Annotated in this window: 13 protein-coding genes and 1 tRNA gene; 8 read left to right on the forward strand and 6 right to left on the reverse strand. The window is 67.0% G+C overall.

What is annotated here, in order from left to right:
- The first annotated feature begins 12 nt into the window (after nt 1–12).
- The 8 genes from J2X70_RS12595 (at nt 13) to ychF (ending at nt 7,011) form a co-directional block, all read left to right on the forward strand.
- Nucleotides 13–1,698: a tetratricopeptide repeat protein gene (locus J2X70_RS12595; RefSeq protein WP_309910597.1), complete on the forward strand. Its 1,686-nt coding sequence runs from the start codon at nt 13–15 to the stop codon at nt 1,696–1,698.
- The gene (gene lolB, locus J2X70_RS12600) at nt 1,695–2,354 is read left to right on the forward strand and encodes a lipoprotein insertase outer membrane protein LolB (protein ID WP_025879145.1); all 660 of its coding nucleotides are present in this window, start codon (nt 1,695–1,697) and stop codon (nt 2,352–2,354) included. Before J2X70_RS12595 ends, lolB begins: the two co-directional genes overlap by 4 nt.
- Nucleotides 2,351–3,220 carry a 4-(cytidine 5'-diphospho)-2-C-methyl-D-erythritol kinase gene (gene ispE, locus J2X70_RS12605; RefSeq protein ID WP_059066090.1) on the forward strand — a complete coding sequence of 290 codons (870 nt, stop codon included), beginning with the start codon at nt 2,351–2,353 and terminating at the stop codon, nt 3,218–3,220. Before lolB ends, ispE begins: the two co-directional genes overlap by 4 nt.
- A gap of 11 nt (nt 3,221–3,231) precedes the next feature.
- Nucleotides 3,232–3,308, forward strand: a tRNA-Gln gene (locus J2X70_RS12610).
- Nucleotides 3,309–3,446: 138 nt separating this feature from the next.
- Nucleotides 3,447–4,406, forward strand: coding sequence for a ribose-phosphate diphosphokinase (locus tag J2X70_RS12615; protein WP_025879147.1), 960 nt, complete (start codon nt 3,447–3,449; stop codon nt 4,404–4,406).
- Between the two features lie 108 nt (nt 4,407–4,514).
- Complete coding sequence (locus tag J2X70_RS12620; RefSeq protein WP_025879148.1) at nt 4,515–5,132, forward strand: 50S ribosomal protein L25/general stress protein Ctc; 618 nt, start codon at nt 4,515–4,517, stop codon at nt 5,130–5,132.
- A 50-nt stretch (nt 5,133–5,182) separates the two neighbouring features.
- The gene (gene pth / locus J2X70_RS12625) at nt 5,183–5,761 is read left to right on the forward strand and encodes an aminoacyl-tRNA hydrolase (RefSeq protein ID WP_025879149.1); all 579 of its coding nucleotides are present in this window, start codon (nt 5,183–5,185) and stop codon (nt 5,759–5,761) included.
- A 158-nt stretch (nt 5,762–5,919) separates the two neighbouring features.
- Nucleotides 5,920–7,011 carry a redox-regulated ATPase YchF gene (gene ychF / locus J2X70_RS12630; RefSeq protein WP_140228198.1) on the forward strand — a complete coding sequence of 364 codons (1,092 nt, stop codon included), beginning with the start codon at nt 5,920–5,922 and terminating at the stop codon, nt 7,009–7,011.
- A 542-nt stretch (nt 7,012–7,553) separates the two neighbouring features.
- Here the strand turns inward: ychF and J2X70_RS12635 are convergent.
- The 6 genes from J2X70_RS12635 to J2X70_RS12660 form a co-directional block, all read right to left on the reverse strand.
- On the reverse strand, nt 7,554–10,796 hold the full coding sequence (locus tag J2X70_RS12635; protein WP_309910602.1) for an autotransporter outer membrane beta-barrel domain-containing protein: 3,243 nt from the start codon (nt 10,794–10,796) through the stop codon (nt 7,554–7,556).
- A 262-nt stretch (nt 10,797–11,058) separates the two neighbouring features.
- On the reverse strand, nt 11,059–11,700 hold the full coding sequence (locus J2X70_RS12640; protein WP_279208908.1) for a response regulator transcription factor: 642 nt from the start codon (nt 11,698–11,700) through the stop codon (nt 11,059–11,061).
- Nucleotides 11,697–14,900, reverse strand: a complete 3,204-nt coding sequence (locus J2X70_RS12645; protein WP_309910606.1) for an ATP-binding protein — start codon at nt 14,898–14,900, stop codon at nt 11,697–11,699. Before J2X70_RS12645 ends, J2X70_RS12640 begins: the two co-directional genes overlap by 4 nt.
- Nucleotides 14,901–15,026: 126 nt before the next feature.
- Nucleotides 15,027–16,244, reverse strand: a complete 1,218-nt coding sequence (locus tag J2X70_RS12650; RefSeq protein ID WP_025879154.1) for an EAL domain-containing response regulator — start codon at nt 16,242–16,244, stop codon at nt 15,027–15,029.
- A complete protein-coding gene (locus tag J2X70_RS12655; RefSeq protein ID WP_025879155.1) occupies nt 16,241–19,006 on the reverse strand; it encodes a response regulator in 2,766 nt (921 codons plus the stop codon). Before J2X70_RS12655 ends, J2X70_RS12650 begins: the two co-directional genes overlap by 4 nt.
- Before the next feature lie 177 nt (nt 19,007–19,183).
- Entirely contained in the window at nt 19,184–21,922 is a 2,739-nt protein-coding gene (locus tag J2X70_RS12660; protein ID WP_309910609.1) for a TonB-dependent receptor, read from the reverse strand.
- Between the last annotated feature and the right edge of the window lie 40 nt (nt 21,923–21,962).

Below are 21,962 nucleotides of genomic sequence, written 5' to 3' on the forward strand. Positions count from 1 at the left end.
CCGATGCCGACGATGCCCGCATTGATTCGCATCCCCAGTGTTCTGCTGCTGTCTCTGGCCTGTGCGCAGGCCCTGGCGGCGGTGCCCGCCAAGGCGCCTGCACGGCCTGCGGTGACTGAGGAACCGGCGCTGGAGCCGGTGCTGGCCGGCGAGTTCGCCCTGCAGGCCGGCAAGCTGGCCGAGGCCGCGCGCTGGTACCTGCAGGCGGCCCAGCAGACCGACGGCGACGCCGGCCTGGCCGAGCGGGCGACCCGTATCGCCATGCTGGCCAACGAAGATGGCGCCGCGGCCAAGGGCCTGGCCCTGTGGCAGCAGCGTGCGCCGCGCTCATTGGCGATGCGCAGCGCCGCCGGTGCGCTGGCGATGCGCCAGGGCGATGTGAAGGCTGCGCGCAGCGAGCTTCAGGCCTTGTTGCAGGACCCGGGGGATGAGGGCTGGAAGTTCGCCCTGGGCGCCTTGATCGGCGGTGGCCGCGATCCGGCCGTGCCGGCCCAGGTGCTGGGTGAGCTGGTCGATGCCAACGCCATTCCCCAGAAGATCGAGGCCTGGCAGGAGTTTGGACGCCTTGCGCTGCGCATGGAGAAGCCCGAGCTGGCACGGCGCATGATCGATGAGGTGGTCAAGCGCTTCCCCGAGGAGCCACGCGTGGCGTTGCTGCGCGCCAGCCAGCTGCAGCAGGCCGGCCAGACCGACCAGGCGCTGTCGCTGCTGCATGGGGTGGAGCCGAAGACCCGTCAGGACCCGGATCTGCGCAACGCGGTGGCCATCGCCTATGACAGCCTCGGCCAGCCGGCAGCGGCCGAGCGCGTGCTGGCGGTCGGTCCCCAGGATGTGCAGACGTGGGGCATGCGCGCTTCGCTGCTGGCCAAGCAGGGCGACAAGGCCGCGCTGTCCAATCTGTACAACGAACTGTCTCGGCAGGCGGCCAAGCCGGACCCGGCGCAGCGCCTGTTGCTGGGCAAGATCGCCGAGTACCTCAAGCGCTACCCGGAGGCGGTCAACTGGTATCACAGCGTTCCTGGCGGCGATGAGCTCAATGAAGCGCGCCTGCGCGCGGCCAATGCGCAGGGTCTGGCGGGCCGGCAGTCGCTGGCGCTGGATGAAGTGCATGCCATCCAGTCCGATGCCAGCGTGGATGACGATGTGCGGCGCGATGCGTATCTGCTGGAAGCCGAGCTGCGCCAGCGCGCCGACGACCTTCCCGGCGAGATCGACGCACTGGCCCGTGGCCTGGCCGCGTATCCGGACGAAAACGGCCTGTTGTATGCCCGTGCGCTGGCCTGGGAGCGCCGCGATGACATCGCCCGTGCCGAGGCCGACCTGCGCAAGATCCTGGTGACCGAGCCGGAGAACGTGCCGGCATTGAACGCACTGGGCTACACCCTGGCCGACCGTACTGGCCGTTACCAGGAAGCGCTCGAACTGATCGACCGCGCGCGCGTGGCCGAACCGGACAACGCCGCCATCGTCGACAGTTATGGCTGGGTGCTGTATCGGCTGGGGCGCAACGCCGACGCGCTGGTACAGCTGCGCCGCGCCTGGACGCTGGCCAAGGACCCGGAAATCGCCGCCCACGTAGGCGAGGTGCTGTGGGTGCTGGGCAAACACGATGAAGCCCGTCACTTCTTCGAGGAAGCGGCCAGGCTTGACCCTGAAAACCGCGCGCTGCTGCGCGCCCGCGAGAAATTCAATCCATGAGCGTTTCCACGATCCGGCCGTTGCTGCTGGTGGCCGTGACCCTGGCCCTGAGTGCCTGTACCACCGTTGGCCGGCAGAAAACGCCGGCGCCGGCCGTGGTCACCACCGTTTCCGCCGAAGCGACCGCCGCCGAGGCCGCACGCGTGGACGCGCTGCGATCGGCGTCGGAGTGGAATTTCCAGGGCCGGGTGGCGGTCAGCAAGGGCAAGGATGGTGGCAGCGGCCGCATCGACTGGAAACAGGAAGGCCAACGCTATGTCGTCGAACTGAGCGCGCCGGTCACCCGCCAGAGCTGGAAGTTGAGCGGTGATAGCCATCATGAAGCCGGCCGTCTGGAAGGACTGGCCGGTGGTCCGCGAGACGGTGAAGACGCGCAGGCCCTGTTGCTGGAAGCCACCGGCTGGGACATCCCGGTCAACCAGCTGCCGGACTGGGTACGCGGTCTGGTCGCCGGCGACAGCGCTGGGCCGGAAAAGATCGAGCGTGATGCTGATGGCCGTCCGCGGCGCATGCAGCAGATGGGGTGGGTGATCCAGTATCTGGACTGGTATCCGGCCGAAGCCGGGCGTCCGGCCCTGCCGCGCAGGGTCGAGGCGGTCAATGGTGACGCCAAGGTGCGCCTGCTGGTCGACCAGTGGGGGCAAGGCGCGCCATGAACGCGCGGGTGGATGACGCGGGCTGGTCCTGGTGGCCGGCCCCGGCCAAGCTGAACCTGTTCCTGCATATCACCGGCCGCCGTGCCGATGGCTACCACGAGCTGCAGACCGTGTTCCGCCTGCTCGACTGGGGCGACCGGATCGGCCTGCGCCTGCGTGAAGACGGCCAGGTGCGGCGGCAGGGCGATGGCCTGGCCGGTGTCGCGGAGGCGGATGATCTGGCGGTTCGCGCAGCGCGATTGCTTAAAGAGGTGGCGAATGTCGAGAAAGGTGTCGATATCGTCGTCGAAAAGCACGTTCCTGCGGGCGGCGGTTTCGGCGGCGGTTCGTCCGATGCGGCCACCGTGCTGGTGGCGCTGAACCGGCTCTGGGGCGCGGGGCTGGACGAAAATACGCTGGCGGCGCTGGGCTTGCGCCTCGGCGCCGATGTGCCGGTATTCGTGCGTGGCCACAACGCCTGGGCCGAGGGGGTAGGCGAGCGGCTGCAGCCGATCACCCTGCCGCAGGCCTGGTATGTGGTCGTTGATCCGGGCGTTCATGTGCCGACCCCGCTGCTGTTCGCAGATCCGGATTTGACGCGCGACAGTCCACAGGCGAAAATAGAGGACTTCGCTTCCGGCTTGCTGGTCGGGAACGTGTTCGAACCGGTGCTGCGCCGCCGTGAGCCTGCCGTCGAGGCGGTGCTTGCTGCGTTGAGCGACATCGGCACGGCACGACTGACCGGTTCGGGAAGTGGTTGTTTCGTCGAGTTCGATTCGCAGGCTGCCGCCGAGCAGGGACGAGCGAAGTTGTCGAAGGAGTTGCGGGCAAGGGTGGCTGCGGGCGTTGCACGTTCGCCACTGCTGGATGCACTCGAGCAACACTGATTCATCAATGCAGGGGCGTCGCCAAGAGGCCCAAGGCACCAGGTTTTGATCCTGGCATTCGGAGGTTCGAATCCTCCCGCCCCTGCCAATGCGGCTGCGTCCGCGCCTTCCAGCGCATCACCTGCGCGGGACGTGGGAACAGCCGCGGTGTTGTCAGCAGCAGGGGCCGACGTGGTCCTTGCCGCTACCGGATCCCCGCCACTCGTCCCCGCCCGAGACAATCATGATGCAAGAGTCCCCGAACCTGCTGGTCTTTTCCGGCAACGCCAACAAACGTCTGGCGCAGAACATCTGCAAGGAACTGGGAGTCCGCCCGGGCAAGGCGCTGGTCTCGCACTTCTCCGATGGTGAAGTGCAGGTGGAAATCGAAGAGAACGTCCGCAAGCAGGACGTGTTCGTGATCCAGCCGACCTCGGCGCCGAGCGCGGAAAACCTGATGGAACTGCTGGTGCTGATCGACGCGCTCAAGCGCGCATCGGTGGCCAGCGTGACCGCCGTGGTGCCGTACTTCGGCTACTCGCGCCAGGATCGCCGCATGCGTTCCTCGCGCGTGCCGATCACCGCCAAGCTGGCGGCGAAGATGTTCAGCACCGCCGGCGCTGATCGCGTGCTGACCGTCGACCTGCACGCCGACCAGATCCAGGGCTTCTTCGATATTCCGGTCGACAACGTGTATGCCTCTCCGCTGCTGCTGGCCGACATCTGGCGCGCCTACGGCACCGAGAACCTGATCGTGGTGTCGCCGGACGTGGGCGGCGTGGTCCGCGCCCGTGCAGTGGCCAAGCGCCTGGATGACGCCGACCTGGCGATCATCGACAAGCGCCGTCCGCGCGCCAACGTCTCCACCGTGATGAACATCATCGGTGACGTCGAAGGCAAGACCTGCGTGATGGTCGATGACATCGTCGACACCGCCGGCACCCTGTGCGCCGCTGCTGCTGCCCTGAAGGCGCGCGGTGCGCTGAAGGTCGCCGCCTACTGCACCCACGCGGTGCTGTCGGGCCCGGCGGTGGACAACATCACCAATTCCCAGCTCGATGAGCTGGTGGTGACCGACACCATCCCGCTGAAGGACGCCGCGCGGGTGTGCAGCAAGATCCGCCAGCTGAGCGTGGCGGAAATGCTGGCCGAAACGATGCGCCGCATCGCCTTCGGCGAGTCGGTCAGCTCGCTGTACGTGGATTGATTTTTTTCGTCCCCGCCGGCAACGGCAGGGACACACCGGGCGCTTCTGGTCGCGGAAGTGCCTTCAACCGCCAAGCCGCAAGGCAAGGCAACAACCGAGTAGTCGAAAATGTCGAAGACCCATGAAATCAAGGTCACCAAGCGTGAACTGCAGCGTAAGGGTGCGAGCCGCCGCCTGCGTACCGCTGGTGTGATCCCGGCGATCGTGTACGGCGGCAACGCCGAACCGGTCGCCATCAGCCTGGACCACAACGAAATCTGGCTGGCCCAGCAGAACGAGTGGTTCTATGCCTCGATCCTGGACCTGAACCTGGACGGCCAGGTGCAGAAGGTGCTGCTGCGTGACATGCAGCGCCATCCGTACAAGCAGCTGATCATGCACCTGGACTTCCTGCGCGTGAACGAGAACGAGAAGCTGACCGCTTCGGTTCCGCTGCACTTCATCAACGAAGACACCTCGCCGGCTGGCAAGGCTGCCGACGTCGTGGTCGCCCACGAACTGAAGGAAGTGGCCATCAGCTGCCTGCCGAAGGACCTGCCGGAGTCGATCGAAGTCGACCTGGGCGAGCTGAAGGCTGGCGACGTTGTGTACCTGTCGGACATCAAGCTGCCGAAGGGCGTGGAAATCCCGGCGCTGGCGCTGGGCAAGGACCACGACGACGCCATCGTCACTGCCAAGCACGGCAAGCAGGATGCTGCCGACGCTGAAGAAGCAGCGGCCGAGTAATACCCCGCGGCGCCTGTCCTTCGGGGCAGGCGCCGTATCTGGATGGAACGATGGCAGGATTGCGACTGATCGTCGGTCTGGGCAACCCCGGATCGGAGCACGCCCGGACCCGGCACAATGCCGGGTTTCATTTCGTTGAGGCCCTGGCTGAAAAAGCCGGTGCACGATGGAACGTGGACAGCAAGTTGTTTGGCGAGACCGCCAAGGTCGACATTGCCGGACAGACCGTGTGGCTGCTCAAGCCGGCCACCTTCATGAACCTCAGCGGCAAGTCGGTCACCGCCGCACAGCGGTTCTGGAAGATCGAGCCGGAGGACACCCTGCTGGCCCACGACGAACTGGACCTGGCGCCCGGCGTGGCGCGGTTGAAGTTCGACGGTGGACACGGTGGCCAGAACGGCCTGCGTGACACCATCCGGTTGCTCGGCCACGGCAGGTTCCATCGCCTGCGCGTGGGCATCGGCCATCCCGGACACAAGGACCGCGTGGTGGGCTGGGTGCTGGGACGCCCCTCCAAGGACGATGAAGTACTGATCTCCCGCGCCATCGACGATGCGATCGACGTGCTGCCGTTGGCGGTGCAGGGCGATTTCAGCGAAGCGATGAAGCGGCTGCACACCCCGAAATAACCGGTAGTGCCGGCCGCTGGCCGGCAACGGGTGCCAACCGGCCCCGGTAGGTGCCAACCTTGGTTGGCACAGATGTTGATCGACGACACCGAGATGGATTGGCCAAGCGGCGCGTGCGCTGTTTCACCAATCACTTTCACCCCAGAGAGCTGTCACCCATGGGTATCAAATGCGGCATCGTCGGCCTGCCCAACGTCGGCAAGTCGACCCTGTTCAACGCGCTGACCAAGGCGGGCATCGCCGCGGCGAACTTCCCGTTCTGCACCATCGAGCCCAACGTCGGCATCGTGCCGGTGCCGGATCCGCGCCTGAACGAGCTGGCGGCGATCATCAACCCGCAGAAGGTCATCCCGACCGCGGTGGAGTTCGTCGACATCGCCGGCCTGGTGGCCGGTGCGGCCAGTGGCGAAGGCCTGGGCAACAAGTTCCTGGCCCACATCCGCGAAGTGGATGCGATCACCCATGTGGTGCGCTGCTTCGAGAACGCTGACGTCATCCACGTCAACAACAAGGTCGACCCGATCTCGGACATCGACACCATCGATACCGAACTGGCCCTGGCAGACCTGGACAGCGTCGAGAAGGCACTGAACCGCGCCGAGCGTGCGGCCAAGGGCGGTGACAAGGACGCAGCGGCACGCAAGCCGGTGCTGGCCAAGCTGCAGGCCGCGCTGGCCGATGGCAAGGCCGGCCGTTCGGCGGGCCTGGACGAGGAAGAGAAGGCGCTGGTGCGCGATCTGTTCCTGCTGACCCTGAAGCCGGTGATGTACATCGCCAACGTGCTGGAAGACGGTTTCGAGAACAACCCGCACCTGGACGCCGTGCGCGCCCGTGCCGCCGAAGAAGGCGCGCAGGTGGTACCGGTGTCGGCGGCGATCGAAGAAGAGCTGTCGCAGCTGGATGACGAAGACCGCGATACCTTCCTGGCCGACCTTGGCCTGACCGAGCCTGGCCTGAACCGTGTGATCAACGCGGCCTACAGCCTGCTCGGCCTGCAGACCTACTTCACTGCCGGTGTAAAGGAAGTCCGCGCGTGGACCGTGCGCAAGGGCGCCACCGCGCCGCAGGCTGCCGCGGTCATCCATACCGACTTCGAGAAGGGCTTCATCCGCGCCGAAACCATCGCGTATGACGACTTCATCAAGTACAGGGGCGAAGCCGGTGCGAAGGAAGCCGGTCGCCTGCGCCTGGAAGGCAAGGAATACCGCGTGCAGGAAGGTGACATCCTGCATTTCCGCTTCAACGTCTGATCGACGACGCAGCGCAGTGATTGTCCACGGGACCCCGCAATGCGGGGTCTTGTTGTATCGGGCGCCTGTCAGAAGGGGTGCACGAGCAGGACCGCTGCGCGCTTCTGCTGCGGAAGCGCCAGCGCAGTGCTGCCGGTGGCCTTGGACAGAAATTCACCACGCCTTGAAACGCTTGCCGTGCAGGGCTCGCAGCTACTTGTCCACACCAAACCCCCACGGCTTTCCACGTGGCGTGTGGAAAACCGCTGAGGCTGCTGGACAAAAAACAGCCACACCCTGAAACGCTTGCGGCATAACGTTCAAGCCGGGTTGTCCACATCAAGTCCGCAGCGCTTTCCACCTGCTGTGTGGAAAACATGCACCTGCGGGCGCGGTGGATTGATTGGATAAAAAATGACCAGAGCCGAAAACGCTTGTCGTGCGTGGCTCATGGCCACTTGTCCACATCCAACCCCCATCGATTTCCACGCGTGGTGTGGAAAACAACAAGGGGTCCGACGACGCATCGCCGGACCCCTCGCTGGGATCACCCGTCGCGGCGCTTACCAGCGGTAAGAGACGCCCAGCTGGCCGCTGGTATCGCGGAAGCCCATGCCACCGGTCTGGTGGCTGATCTCACCCCAGCCGCGCCAGCCGCCCGACAGATTCACCTGCACGCCGGCCTTGGCTTCGTAGATGTCACGCGGCAACTGCCGGCGCAGGCGTTCTCCGTCCACGGCGATGGTCGCGTCGTTGCCACCGGACCACCAGTTCACCGCGACGAACGGCTGTACCTGCCCCTGGCGCTGCGTCAGCGAACGCGTGTACAGGCGCAGTCCCACACGCGTGGTGGTGCTGTCCTTGTCGCGTCCTTCAACCACCGTGCCGTTGGCCTCGACCACGCGGTCGGCGTCGTAGCGGCTGTGGATCACCTGCAGCTGTGGCTCCAGGTAGACACCGCGCTGGGCCGTACGCTGCACGGGCAGCACATAGCCTGCCTCGGCCGAACCGGTCCAGCTGTGCGAACGATAGTGCTCCTTCTGCAGCCCTTCGCCCTGCACGCTGTTGCGGAAACGCCCGTACTGCAGCCAGCCGTCCACATACGCACCGTGCTCCATCCGCGCGTCCTGCAACCAGGTCGCATACAGGCCCAGGCTGGTGCCGTTGACCACACCGTGCGCGGTGTAACCGGTCACCTGCGAGCGACTGTCATTGCGTGCCCGGCCATGGCCGGCCATCACACCTGCCTGCAGCTGGCCGCCGGCATTGGCTTCGAAGCGACGACCGATGCCCAGCAGCATGCTGTTGAGCTCGCTGTCCACATTCACCTGGTGGCCGCGGCTGCCGGGCGCGCTGCTGCGCACCTGTGCCCAAGCAATGGCGTCGCTGCCACCACCGGTCGCCTCGGCAGGATCACCGCTGCGGTCGTACAGGCTGTGCCGGAACATGCCCAGCGCACTGCTCTGGTTGGCCATGTATACCGCAGGCTCCGGACGCTCCACGCGCGGCGGTGCCGGCGGCAGTGGCGGATCGACCGGCGGAACTACCGGCGGATCGATCGGCGGAGCAGGCGGATCGATCGGCGGAGTCGGCGGATCAATCGGCGGATCGGGCGGTTCCGGCGGGTCGACCGGCGGGACGTATTCCGAGCGCAGGTACCAGTTGCCGTCATCCGGGGTGGAGATGCCGCCCTTGTACAGGAAGTAGTCGTAAGCGCCGGCCACCGCGCGTCCCTGCAGCGAGAACTGCGCATCGGACTGGCCGCCCACGCTGATCAGGCGGATGCCTTCGCTGGTCAGGGCACCGGCGCCCCCTGCGTTGCGCACGCTGACGGAGGCGGTGCCACTGCTGTTGCCCTGGATCACCAGCTGGTCACCCAGCGAGGCATCGTCGCCCAGCGCGCGATTGAACAGCCAGTGGCCATCGTTGCCGACATAGTCGCCGGTGACGGTCAGGGTCTTGAAGTCGCCGGTGGTGGGGGCGACGAAGGCGATGGTGCCGGCATGGTCCAGCGAACCGACGCTGGAACTGGAACGCACGTTCCATTGGCTGCTGCCATCCATCGCCAGCTGCGCGACCTGGTAGCCCGAATCGTTGCGCAGCGCGCCGTTGAACACGGTGCCGTTGCGCAGCGTCATCTGCACGTTGGCGGTGGCACTGTCGACCGCCACATCGCCGGTCAGGCGGCTGTTGTCGGCAGTGAACAGAATATCTGCGGTGGCGACTGAACTTCCATCGGTGAACACCGTATCGCTCACCCGCAGCAGGCGGCCACCGTCGAGGTTGTCTTGCTGGCGCGCGACGACATCGGTGTTGTTGAGCGTGAGCTCGTGGTTGCTGCCCTGCAGCCACAACGCGGGGCCGTCCTGGGTCTGCAGGGTGCTGTTGTTGAACACCAAGCGGTCCCAATACGGCCCGAACACGGTGATGTAGGAGCGATAGACACCCGAATTCGTGCCCTGCGCATGGATGCTCAGGTTGTCGGCGGTGAGCTTGGCCGTGTTCATCTGCACGATGCCGAACGAGGATGCACCCAGTGTGGTGATCGAGCCTCCGTCCAGCTGCGCATCGGCCGTGCTGCCGCCAAGGAAGACGCCGCCACCGCCGGTGCCATGGGTGGTGATGTCCAGGTTCTTGGCGCGGATGCGCGAGTAGGGCGTCGGCGGATTGCTGCCCGAGGCACGCAGGCCGTAGACACCATCGCCGTGGGTATCGATGCTGCCGCCGGTGATCGTGGCGGTACCACCCCAGACGTCCACGCCATGGCCGTAGCCGTTGTCGCCATAGGTGCTGAGCGTGGTATCGGTGAGGTCGGCCAGCGAGTCCGCGCCGGACAGCCAGATGCCGGAATAGCCGTCGCGCACGGTGAAGTGGGCACCGTTGGTGGTCAGCTTGGCCCAGCTGTTGACGTTGACGCCGTAGCCGCCGACGGTCTCGAAACGGCCGCCGGTGATATCGGCGGTGGAGTACACGCGGTTGCCACTGTTGCCGAGCAGGCGGATGCTGCTGCCGCTGCTGCTGGCACTGCCACCCACGATCTGCAGCGTGCCACCGTTGTCGATGTCGAAGTAGCCGTTGACCACGTCCACGTCGCGCAGCGACAGCACGCTGCCGCTGCCGCCGGAGGACAGACGGCCGCTGTAGCCGCTGCTGGCTTCGTCGAAGGTCATCTTCAGCGATTCCAGCGACAGCAGCGCGCCACCCTCGGCGTACACTGCGCTGTTGGCACCGTTGTTGATCTCCGTACCGGTCACGTGCAGTTCGCTGCCACGCCCAGTGGAGTACAGCGCGTGCCCGCCGCTGCTGACACGGCCACCGTTCAACCACACCTTGCCGCCACCGGTGGCATTGACCGTGCCGTAGCCGGAGCCATTGCGGAAGGCATTGATGACCAGGTTGTTGGCGCGGATCACGCTACCCGCACCGCTGGCGTTCAGCGCATAGCCGACGGTGGTGCTGCCGCTGCCGACCTGCAGGATGCCGCCCTCGAGCAGGACGCTGCCACCGGCGCTGGCAAGGATGCCGCTGCCGCCGCCGGTGCTCGAGATCCAGCTGCCGTTGACCGTAATGCTGCTGCCAACACCATTGGCCTCCAGCGCGTAGCCGCCTGCACTGTGCTGCAGGGTGTCGTCGGCCTCCAGCTGCAGGCTGCCACCATCGGCAACCTTCAACGGCCCCTGCAGTTCGGCCGCATGCACGGGCAGGGCGGCCCACAAGGCGCTGGCCAGCAGGCTGGGAATCAAGGGAAGGCGCGCCACGCGCGCGCAGGCGGGCGCACGGCGGCGCCGTGGGGGAGAGGCGTTCATGCTGTTGGATTCCTGTGGCAGGGCGCAGCGCGGCTGCGCGATCTGGCGCGGCAGGGCCGCGTCGCTGTGGAAACCGCGTGCGATGGCCGCTGCAGGCGCCATCCGGTTTCCCTCCCGCCGGTAACGCGATGACGATGGGACGTCGTCACCGTGGCGGGATGCATCCAGACTAGAAATCAGCCCTGTCCTATGGAATCAGGCGTTTCCTAAAGCACGTCGTGCCCGGCGCATGGGCCGGGCACGGTTCAGCGTTGTGGACGCCTCAGGCGAACAACGAGGCCTGCAGGCAGTACTCGATCAGCGCCTGGTCGCTGTCCACGCCCAGTTTGCGCATCGCGCTGATCTTCTGGGTGCTGACCGTCTTCGCGCTGCGCTGCAGTTGGCGGGCGATGACGCCCACGCTCATGCCGCCGGTGAACAGGCGGATCACTTCCAGTTCCCGTGGAGAAAGACGCGCCAGCACCACCGCGGCATCGGCCGGTTCCGCCGCGGCAACCGGCATCAGTCCGGGCGGGCGATAGATGCGGTCGGCCAGCACCGTGCGCAGCGCCTGCACCAGGCTGCCCAGGCCGTGGCTCTTGAGCACCACGCCGCCCGCGCCAGCGGCATACATGGCCGCCACCAGCGAAGGGTTGGAGACCATCGTCAATACCAGTACATGCGTGTCCGGGAAGCTGCGGCGCAGGAACGAGATCAGCTTGATGCCATCGCCGAAGCTGTCACCACCGGGCATGCTGTAATCGGTGATCACCGCATGGGGCTGGGTGCTCGTCATCAACTCGATCAGAGTCGCCGGATCGGCGGCCTCGCCGACCACGTCCAGGTCCAGTTCGCCGGCCAGGACATCGCGGATGCCGGCAAGCACGATCGGGTGGTCGTCAGCGATGAGGATGCGGGTGGTCATGGCAGTGTCGGGTTGCGGGAAGGTGAGGGGGCGGCGACGTGCGTCAATGGTTCCAGCAGCCGCTGCAGGCGCCGTTGGAAATGGTCGAGCGCCCCGGCCAGCGCAGGCAGCGTGTCGCCGTCGCCGATCTGTTGTTCGATCTGCTGGCCGTGTGCCACCAGTGCCGGTGCGCCGACGATCACCAGTGCGCCGCGGATGCGGTGCAGCACCTGTGCCACGCGTTCGGGCGAGGCATCGCCGATCGCCCGCTGCAGGCTGTCCAGGTCGGCCTGCATGGTCTGCACGAACAACGCCTGCATTTTTTCCGGAACCTGCAGCGGAGCATCGGCATCGTCGTCGCTGGGTTCGCTGTGCGGCCCGGCCGCAACCTGGGTCAGCAGGCGCTGCAGTGCTGCCAGGGTGATCGGCTTGACCAGCACCCCCTGCATCCCTGCCTCGTGGCAGCGTTGCCGTTCGGCCGGGTCGGCGTTGGCGGTTGCGCCATGGATCGGTACGCCAACCCCACGCGCGCGCAATGCACGGGCCAGACCGTAACCGTCCAGTCCCGGCATGTTGAGGTCGGTCAACACCAGGGCAAAAGGACGCTGCGGCCAATAGCGCAGGGCCTCATTGCCGTCGCTGGCGACCACGGCGTGGCAGCCGAGCTGCTCCAGCTGGTCACGCAGGATCGCCTGGTTGATCGGGTTGTCTTCGGCGACCAGTACCTGCAGCCCACCGAACCTGCGTGTCGCGGGCAGACGCCCGTTGACCTCGGCGGGCAGCGCTCGCCCGGCCGCAGCCGCCAGCGCCATCACGATCGCATCCAGGCGATGCACGCCGACCTGCCAATGTCCCTGCACCTGTTGCGGCTGCATTCCGCCTTCGCGGCAGGCCACCACCTGCGGTCCACTCCACGCAGGCGCCCCCTCGTCCAGCACAAGGTCGAGCATCACCGTGCCAGGGTCGACAAGCGCCGGCGCATCGTCGCGGTGCACGCTGGCCTGTGCGCCACGCTGCTGCAGCCGATCGCATATCGATTGTGCAAACTCGCGAAAGCTGCCGCGAACCTGCACCGGCAGCCCTGCCGGCAACTGCGGTGAAGCCGCCTGCAGTGGGTCGGGCGTTGCCTCAGGCAGCGGCAGCTCGACCGAGAAACTGCTGCCCAGGCCGCTTTCGCTGACCACCCGCAGGTGGCCGTCCATCATCGCGGTCAGGTGTGCACAGATCGCCAGGCCCAGTCCGGTGCCACGCATGGCATCGGTGCCCGGGTTGGCCTGGAAGAAGGGTTCGAACAGATGTGCCTGGTGCTCGCTGGCGATGCCGATGCCGGTATCGGCCACCTGCCAGCGCAGCCAGCTGCGATCGTCGACGTGCTGTGCACCCAGGCGCACCACGACCCGACCGCTGTCGGTGAACTTCAGCGCATTGCTGATCAGGTTGTTGAGGATCTGGCGGATGCGCGCGGCATCACCGTTGACCGCAGCCGGCACGTCCGGATCGATGCAGGCGTAGAACTGCAGGCCCTTGTGTGCGGCGGCTGCGGCGTAGGAGTCCAGTGCGTCCTCGGTCAACCGCACCGGATCGAACGCGCCGGGTTCCAGGCTCAGCTGGTCGGCCTCGGCCTTGCTGACATCCAGGATGTCGCTGATCAGCTGCATCAATGTCGATGACGAGCGTTGGATCGTGTCCAGGTAGTCCTGCTGGCGCGCATCCAGCGGGGTCAGGCCAAGCAGCTCCAGCGTGCCGAGCACGCCGTACAGCGGGGTGCGTATCTCATGGCTCATGGTGGCCAGGAACTGGCTTTTGGCGCGGTTGGCTTGGTCGGCCGCGCGCCGTGCCTGCTGCAGCACCTGCTCGGCCTCGTGCTGGCTGCTGAGATCGATGAACAGGCACAGCACAGCCGGTTCGCCGCGATAGCGCGCGGGCGTGGCGGTGATCAGCAGGTGGCGGTTGTCCGGCGTGGTGTAGGCCAGGCCGTCGCCCGTGGCAGTGCCGCCGGCGGCGAGCACACTGCGTCGCCAGGGCCCGTGCCAGCCACCCTCGTCGTGGTCTTCCCCCAACCACTGACGCGCCAGCGCGTTGTCCAGCAGCACGCGGCCATCGGTGCGACGCAGCAGGCACAATCCGATCGGTGCGTTGTCGAGGATGGTGCGGCTGAAGGCTTCGCTTTCCAGCAACCGCGCATGGTTGCGGCGCAGTGGTTCGATCACCGAACGCCGGTAGGCACGCAGGATCAGCACGCCACCGGTGGCCAGCAGCAGTGCCACCACCATGCTGCCCAGCAGCGGCCCGCGCGGGTGCTGGAACACCTGTTGCCAGCCCACGTGATACACCGCCAGCCAGCCGTGTTCGCTGCGCATGCGGAACAGCAGGCCGTCCAGTCCCGCGCGCCAGGACGTAGCGGCGCGGCTGGCATCGCTGGCATCACCGAGCAGCAGGCGGCCGTTGCCATCGAACAGTGACATCCGTTCGAACACCGGCGTACCCATCACCTGGCGGTAGTCATCGACGCGGCCGGGATCCAGCAGGCAGGCCACGGCGGCCAGTGACTCGTCCTCGTTCTCGCCCCACAGGCGGGCATCCTGCGGCGCGTGCGCGATGGCAAGCAGCCGGGTCTGGCCTTCGCGCCAGGCCACCGGTGTCCAGACCACGCTGCCGCGGCGCAGCGCTGGACGTTCGCGCAGGACCTGGTGGATGGCGGCCAGTGCCGGATGCAGGTGATGCGGGCTGCTCTGGCCCGGATCACCACGCGTTGTCTGGATCGGCGCAAGCAGGCCACGGCGGCCCTGGCCATCGACCAGCAGGCATTGCGGAGGCGGAAACCGGGAGGCCGCCCAGAAGGCGCCGTAGAAGCGCAGGAAGCGGTCGCCCAGTTCGTCCGCTGCCTGTGCCGAAGCGCCGCTGTCGGCACCGATCCGGGCGAAACTGGCGAACAAGGGGCTGGGCGGCGCACGCGAGGCGGATTCGTCCACTGATTGCCCGCGACTGCCCACGTCATGCAGGCGCCATTGCCGCAGGAAGCGGTCCTGTTCCTGCAGCGTGCCGTCCAGGCGACGGAAGTGATAGCGGATCTTGCTCTGTTCTTCGTTGAACAGCTGGCTGCCGGTGGACAGCAGCAGGCCGGCCTGCAGGGTTGCCAGCACCACCACGCCAATCAGCAGGGCATGTACGCGCAGGGAGCGGCGGGCGAGTCGGCGTACGGGAGCGGCCTCGGCCGGCATGGGCAGGTCTCGGAGCAGTAGGCGGTCGATGGCGGCCCGAAGGGCCCGGGGCACGGCCGGTACCGCCGCGCAGAGAGGATCGTCAATGACTCTTGATGGGATTGTGAAGCCTTTCAGCCTCGACTGTCAGCGCGATGCTGCACGGCTGCCGCGCGCGCCCTCATCCGGAGCATCTTCGTCCAGCAGTCGGGTGAAGTCGTCCGAGGGCAGCGCCTGCGAAATCAGGAAGCCCTGCACCTGGTTGCAGCCGAGCTGGCGCAGCGCGGCCAGATCGGCATCGCTCTCCACGCCCTCGGCAACGATGGTCAGGCCGAGCTGGTTGGCCAGCGCGATCACGGTGGTCAAGGTCAGGTGCAGGGCGGGATCGCGCGCGCAGCCGCTGACCAGCGCCCGATCGATCTTGACCTCGGTGAAGGGGGTGTTGACCAGGTTGTGCACCGAGCTCAGGCCTTGGCCGAAGTCGTCCTGGGCCAGGCCGAACCCCTTCATCCGCAACCGGCACGCGCCTGCATAGAAGTCGCTCACGTGGCGGGTGGTGCTGTTCTCCATCAGTTCGAAGCACAGGTCAGCCGGGTTGCCGCCGGCGGCCAGGGTCAATGCCAGCAGCTCATCGGGTAGATCGGACTGCTCCAGCAGATGCGGCGGCAGGTTGATCGATACCGGCACGCGGAATCCCTGGGAGCGCCAGCGCGCCTGCGCCTGGATGCTGGCGGTGAGCATCGCGCGCAGCAGTTCGCCCTCCAGGCCATGGCGGCACAGTGCCGGCAGGAAGCTTCCAGGCGCCAGTGTTCCGAGCTGCGGATGGCGCCAGCGCACCAGTGCTTCGGCGGCAACCACGCGCCCGGACTGCAACGATTTCTTCGGCTGGAACCAGGCAGTCAGGCTGCCGTCGGCCAGCGCCTGCCGCAGCTGCACCGCGTCCGGCTCGGGAGTCAGTGCAGCCGGGCTGGTGCGTACGGCTGGCCGGGTCTGCGCCAGTGCATCGAGCAGCGCATCGACATCGCTGGCGGCGACCGGCTTGGCCAACAGGCCGACCACGTCCAGGCCCAGTGATTCAGCCATCAACCGTGCCGAACTCATCATCCGCCGCGAGGCTGCGCTGACCACGGCAAGCCGAGGCGGACGCGGCTGCGCGGCCAGTGCCTGGATGAACTGGATGCCATCCTGGCCGGGCATCAACAGATCGCTCACCACCAGGTCATAGGCCTGGCAGGCACACAGGGCGATAGCCGCATCGACGTCTTCGCAGGCGTCGACCTGCACGCCGGCACGCGCGCTGAACAGATTGACGAGATAGCCGCGTTGGAACGGCTGGTCTTCCAGGATCAGGACACGGCGGGTCATGCAGGATCTCCTTGGCGAACGGCGGAAAGCGCCTGACGCAGGCGTGCGATGTCGATGGGTTTGCTCAGATAGCCCTGCATGCCACTGGCCAGGCAGCGCTCGCGCTCCTCGGCGGTAGCGTTGGCGGTGGCGCCGATCACCGGCAGCAGAACGCCCTCCGCCCGCAGCCGGCGCGCCAGGGTGTGGCCGTCCATGCGCGGCATGTTGATGTCGGTGACCACCAGGTCGAAGTCATGGGCCTGGCACAGCTGCAACGCCTCGACACCATCCTGCGCAAGCTCCACCTCGCAGCCCAGGGCCTGCAGCTGTTCGGCCAGGATCACCCGGTTGATGGGATTGTCTTCCACGGCCAGCACCCGCAGTCCCAGCGGACCTGGCTGCACATCGCGCGCTGCGGTCGGCAGCGTTGCGCATTGGCGCTGCTGGCGTGCCACCGCCAAGGCGATCGAGGACATGCCATGCAGGGTGACCAGCAGCGCGCCATCGGCGGCAGGCGCCGGTTGGTCGCCACCATCGATCGAGGCCAACACCCGCGGTCCCTGCCAGGCCAACGGCTGTTCCGCCTCGCCATCCATCAGGATCGCGCCGGCGTGGTCGAGCAGGGCAGGATCGCCCTGCAGCGGCTGCGCATTGGCACCCCAGCGGCGCAGCCAGCCACAGGCACTGTCGACCAGCTCGCGATCGCGGCCGCGCACGTAGACCGGCGGTTCGGCCAGCAACGCGGGGCCATCCTCGGTCGCCGCCAGCACCGGCAAGGGCAGGCGCACGGTGAAACTGCTGCCCAGTCCCGGCTCGCTGACCACGCGCAGTTCGCCACTCATCAAGCGCACCAGGCGGTCGCTGATCGACAGGCCCAGCCCGGTGCCCTGCGCACTGGCAGCGCCACGGACCTGACGGAAGGGCTCGAACAGGCGTGCCTGTTCCTCGGTGGCGATGCCCACGCCGGTATCGGTGACCTGCCAGGCCAGCACGCTCGACTCGCCTTCGCGCTGCACCAGTCGTACGCGCAGCACCACCCGGCCATGCTCGGTGAACTTGATGGCATTGCTGAGCAGGTTGCCGAGCACCTGGCGGATCCGGTCGGCATCACCGAGCACCCGTGTCGGCAACCGGGGATCGGTGCAGACCAGTACCTGCAGGCCCTTGCGCGTCGCCGCAGCGGCGAAGCTGCGCAGCACGCTCTCGGTCAGCTCGCGCGGCGAGAACGATGCCGGCTCCAGGCTCAGCTGGCCCGACTCGATCTTGGACACATCCAGCACGTCGCTGATCAGTTGCAGCAGCACCGACGAGGAACTCTCGATGGTGCGCAGGTACTGCGACTGGCGCGCATCCAGGGGCGTGCGGCCGAGCAGCTCCAGCGTGCCAAGCACCCCGTACAGCGGCGTGCGGATCTCATGGCTCATGGTCGCCAGGAACGCGCTCTTGGCCTGGTTGGCGGCGTCGGCTGCCTGCCGCGCCGAGGACAGCGCCGCCTGCGCCTGGCGATGGCGTGAGATGTCATGGAACACGCACAGCAGCACGTCGTCATCCTGGTAACGGCAGGCCGCATGCAGCACCTGCAGCTGGCGACCGTCGCGTGCGGTGAACTCCAGCCCGCGACCGCGTTCGCCGGCATGCCCGCGCCACGGTGCCTGCCAATCGCTGTCCGTGCCTTCCTCGCCCAGCCAGTCGCGCAGCAGCTGGTTGGACAGCAGCAGCTGGCGGTCGCTGCGGCGCAGGACACAGATGCCGACCGGCGCCAGGTCGATCACCGTGGAACTGAAATCCAGGCTTTCCAGCAGGCGCCGGTGCTGCAGCAGGGCCGGCTGGATCAACTGGCGGTCGACGCGATGCCGCAGCAGGCGCAGCGCGATGCCCGCCAGCAGCAGCAACGCACTGCTGATCAGCAGCGAGGTCGCCATGTCGCCGAGCAGCAGGCGTGGAGGCAGGTGATAGACCAGCCGCCAGCCGTCATTGCCTACGCCCTTCACCAAGGCCACGCCGCGTGGCAGGCCTGTGCTCCAGAGCACGCCGAAACTGTCGTCCTGGCGCTGCTGCAGTGCTTTCCAGCCTGCGCTGTCCAGGCGCGGAGCCAGGCTCGACAGGGCGGGCTGCCCGTCGCGGTCCAGCAGGGCGTAGCCGCCGATGCCCTGGCCATCGATCATGTCCGAGGCGGCCGCACTGTCCAGCAGCAGCATCAACCACTGGCCCGGTTGCGGTCCGGCCTGTACCGGTTGTGCCAGAGCGACCCCGGCGTCGCCCGCGCGCAGCCAGTACACCGGGTCGGTACCGGCAAGCGTGCCGCTGCGCTGCCGCAGTACGTGCAGCGTGGGCAGGCCGGCGATGTCCACGTCGGCCTGGCCGCCGGCCAGCCAATGCGTTCCCTGCGCGTCGACCAGCAGCAGATGGGTCTGCAGGGTCTGCAGCGTGTGTTCTGCGCGCGGCGACAGCAGCAGGCGCTGGCCCGGCTTTCCACCCGGCCCGTCCAACGGCAGCTGGCGTACGCCCTCGCTGGACGGCGCCGACGGATCACCCACCACCACCGAATCGCCCAGATAGCGCAGCAGGGCCTCACGCTGGTCGAAGTAGATCTGCGCCCTGTACGCGGCGGCATTCATGTCGCGGCGGTGGCTGGAGATATCTTCGGTCAACGCGGTCAGCAGGTAGAAGCCGGTGGCGGCAGCCAGGCACAGGAACACGCACACCGTCAGCCAGCGCAGCAGCACCGAAGCGGTGGTCGGCGGTGCGACCAGGGGCAGGGAAGGGCGAGGGAATCGGAACATGCACCGATCCTAGGGAGGACGGTCACCCGCCCGGAATCAGCCATGTCCTAAAAAGCGGCGCGCACGCCGTGGGGGCCGCCGCCGGCGGGGAACCGTTCAGGCTGGGGCAGCGGCAGGCGGTCAAAAAAAGACCCCCGCCGAAGCGGGGGTCTGTGGCGAGCCACCAGCAGGGCGTCCTTACAGCGCGCTGCCGCCGAACTTGTGGGTGTACTGCAGGTTGATGGTTCGGCCGACGCTGTCGAACCAGGACACGTCGTAGTACGGGTACGCCGTATAGGTCTTGTCCTTCGGCGGCATCTTGTTGAACACATTGACCACCGACAGCGACAACCGCGAGTGATCGTCGAAGCGGTACTGCAGCGAAGCGTTGTAGCGGTAGGTCGCCTTGATCCACGGGCTGTCGCCGCTTTCCTCGTCGAACACCTGGTCGTAGCTGTCCGAGGTCGGCAGCTTGCCCAGGCGCGAGCCGTACACGGTGGCCGACCAGGCGTCCTTTTCCCAGGTCACGCTGACGCTGGTCTTGGTGCGGGGAATATCGAAGCCGCTGTTGATCGCGAACTGGTCTTCGGTCACATCACCGGCATAGCGCTGGAAATCATGCTTCTTCACCCAGGTGTGGGTGCCATTGAAGATGAAGTCGCCGATGCCGGTCTGCAGGCGGTAGCGCAGGCCGACGTCGATGCCGGAGGTGGACTCGCGCGCCACGTTGATCGGATTGACGTGCACACCGTACAGACGGCCGTCGGCGGTGCGGGTGATGCGGGCCAGGGCATCCACGCAGGTCGGCGAGCCGATGTCGGCGCTGCCCAGCCGGCAGTTCGCTTCGCTGGCCAGGATCGTACGCACGTCCATGTCCTGCACCTGGTCGCGCATGTCGATGTTGAACCAGTCGGCCGACAGGTCCAGGCCGGTGGCCGGCGACCACACGAAGCCCGCGCTCCAGGAGGTGCTGGTTTCCGGTTCCAGCTCGCGGTTGCCACTGCGGCTGCGGATCACGTTGCGCTCGTAATCGGCGCAATCATCGGCGGCGTCGGCGCGGCAGTTGTACAGATCTTCCGCGCTGGTCTCGTCGTTGCCCGGGCCGGCGAACACATAGTGCAGGTCCGGCGCACGGAACGCGGTGCCGTACGAGCCGCGCACCAGCAGCGTGTCGATCGGGCGCCATTCCAGGCCGCCGCTCCAGGTCGCCTTGCCGATGGTGTGGCCCGAATAGCGATACTGGTCGTAACGGCCGGCCACGCTCAGGTTGACCGTCTCATGCAGCGGCATGCGCAGCTCGGCGGCAGTCGCCCAGCGGTTGCGCGAGCCCTTGCCGTCCGAATCCTTCCAGCTGTAGTAGTAATAGCCGGTCGCCAGCGGGTCCGGGTTGAGCGCGTAGGCCTGCTGGCCCACTTCCACCGTCGCGGCAAAGCCGGCATCGCCGCCGGGCAGGGTGAACAGCGACCCATTGGTCAGGGTCAACGCAGCCGTCTCGGTGCGCGACTTCGGCGTATAGGTGGTGCGTGCGGCGATCGAATCGTACTCGGCACGGGTCAGCGGCCGGTACAGGCGCGACGGATCGGCGTTGTAGATCGGGAAGCCGTCCTCGTCCTCGCCCAGCTGCGGGCCCAGGAACAGGTCGTTGGCCTTGGACGCGATGATCTGCGCCCAGCTGATCCGCGACTGGTACTGCGAATGGCTCAGTGCTGCTTCGTAGTCCCAGTTGCCGGTCAGGTTGCCCTTGAAGCCGGTGGTCACGCTGAAGGTCTTCTGCGTGCTGCGCACCATCGCATTGTCCAGCCCGCCCATTTCCTCGGGCGAGAACTGGCGCTGCCAGAACTCGATCTCGCCGGTGGCTTCATTGTTGAAGTAGCCCGACTCATCGCCGTCGGCGGCCATGCGGCCCCACTTGGTGACATCGCGCATCAGCGACATCGTGTGGTAGCCCAGCTGCACGTCGGCGAACCACTGCTGGCCGTTGTCGAAGTCGTAGCTGAGCGAGGCATAGCCGTTGGCGCCGCGGCGCTTGCTGAGGATGGTGCCGTAGCCGATCGCGCTGTCGCTGCCGCAGTAGTAGCCGTAGCGCGGACGGAACGCGCGGTAGGTGCTGCCCTGGTTCTGCCCGGCCAACGCCTCGCAGGTCGCCGCGCCCGGGTCCAGGTAGTCATCGTTGTAATCGGTGCGCAGGTAGGAACGACGGGCGATGCGCGCGCCTTCGGTCGGGCCGTCCTGCGTCGAGTCCTGGATGTCGCGGTCGTAGGCCCACAGCGGCGTCTGCGACTGCAGTTCGACGCTGTACACCGCGTTGAAGTTGCCGCTGCTGAAGCCGCTGGACAGGCTCATGTCGAACGACTCACCACCGCCTTCGGTGGTGGTGCCCATGCGCATGTCGATGGTGGTGCCATCGGCCTTCTTCTTCAGGATGAAATTGACCACGCCGGCGATTGCATCCGAGCCGTAGATCGCCGACGCGCTGCCGGTCAGCACTTCAATGCGGTCGATCATGCCCAGCGGAATGTTGGACACATCGGTGAAGTTGCTGCGGCCCTTGAACGGCATCGGGAAGTCGGCGATGCGACGGCCGTTGACCAGCACCAGGGTGTGGTTCGGCCCCAACCCGCGCAGGTCGACCTGCTGCGCACCCGGCGAGAAATCGGCCCCTCCGGAGGACTGCTGGCTCTGCGTCTCACCGCCGTTCTGGGTCATCGCGCGCAGCACGTCCGGCACGGTGGTGAAGCCGCTGGAGCGGATCTGCTCTGCGTTGATGACAGTGATCGGCGCCGGTCCTTCCACCTGGGCGCGCGGGATGCGTGAGCCGGTCACCTGCACCGCATCCAGCTGTTGTACCGAAGAGGAAGCGGGAGTCTGTGCCGCCGCCGAAGCAGCAACGCCCATCAACGCCAGCTGGATCGACCACGCCATCGCCTGTCTACGCATGAGAAATTCTCGGAAGTAATGCCGGCCCACAGAGGAGGGG

Origin of the sequence: Stenotrophomonas sp. 1337, assembly GCF_031455455.1 — a bacterium.
Lineage (GTDB): Bacteria > Pseudomonadota > Gammaproteobacteria > Xanthomonadales > Xanthomonadaceae > Stenotrophomonas > Stenotrophomonas indicatrix.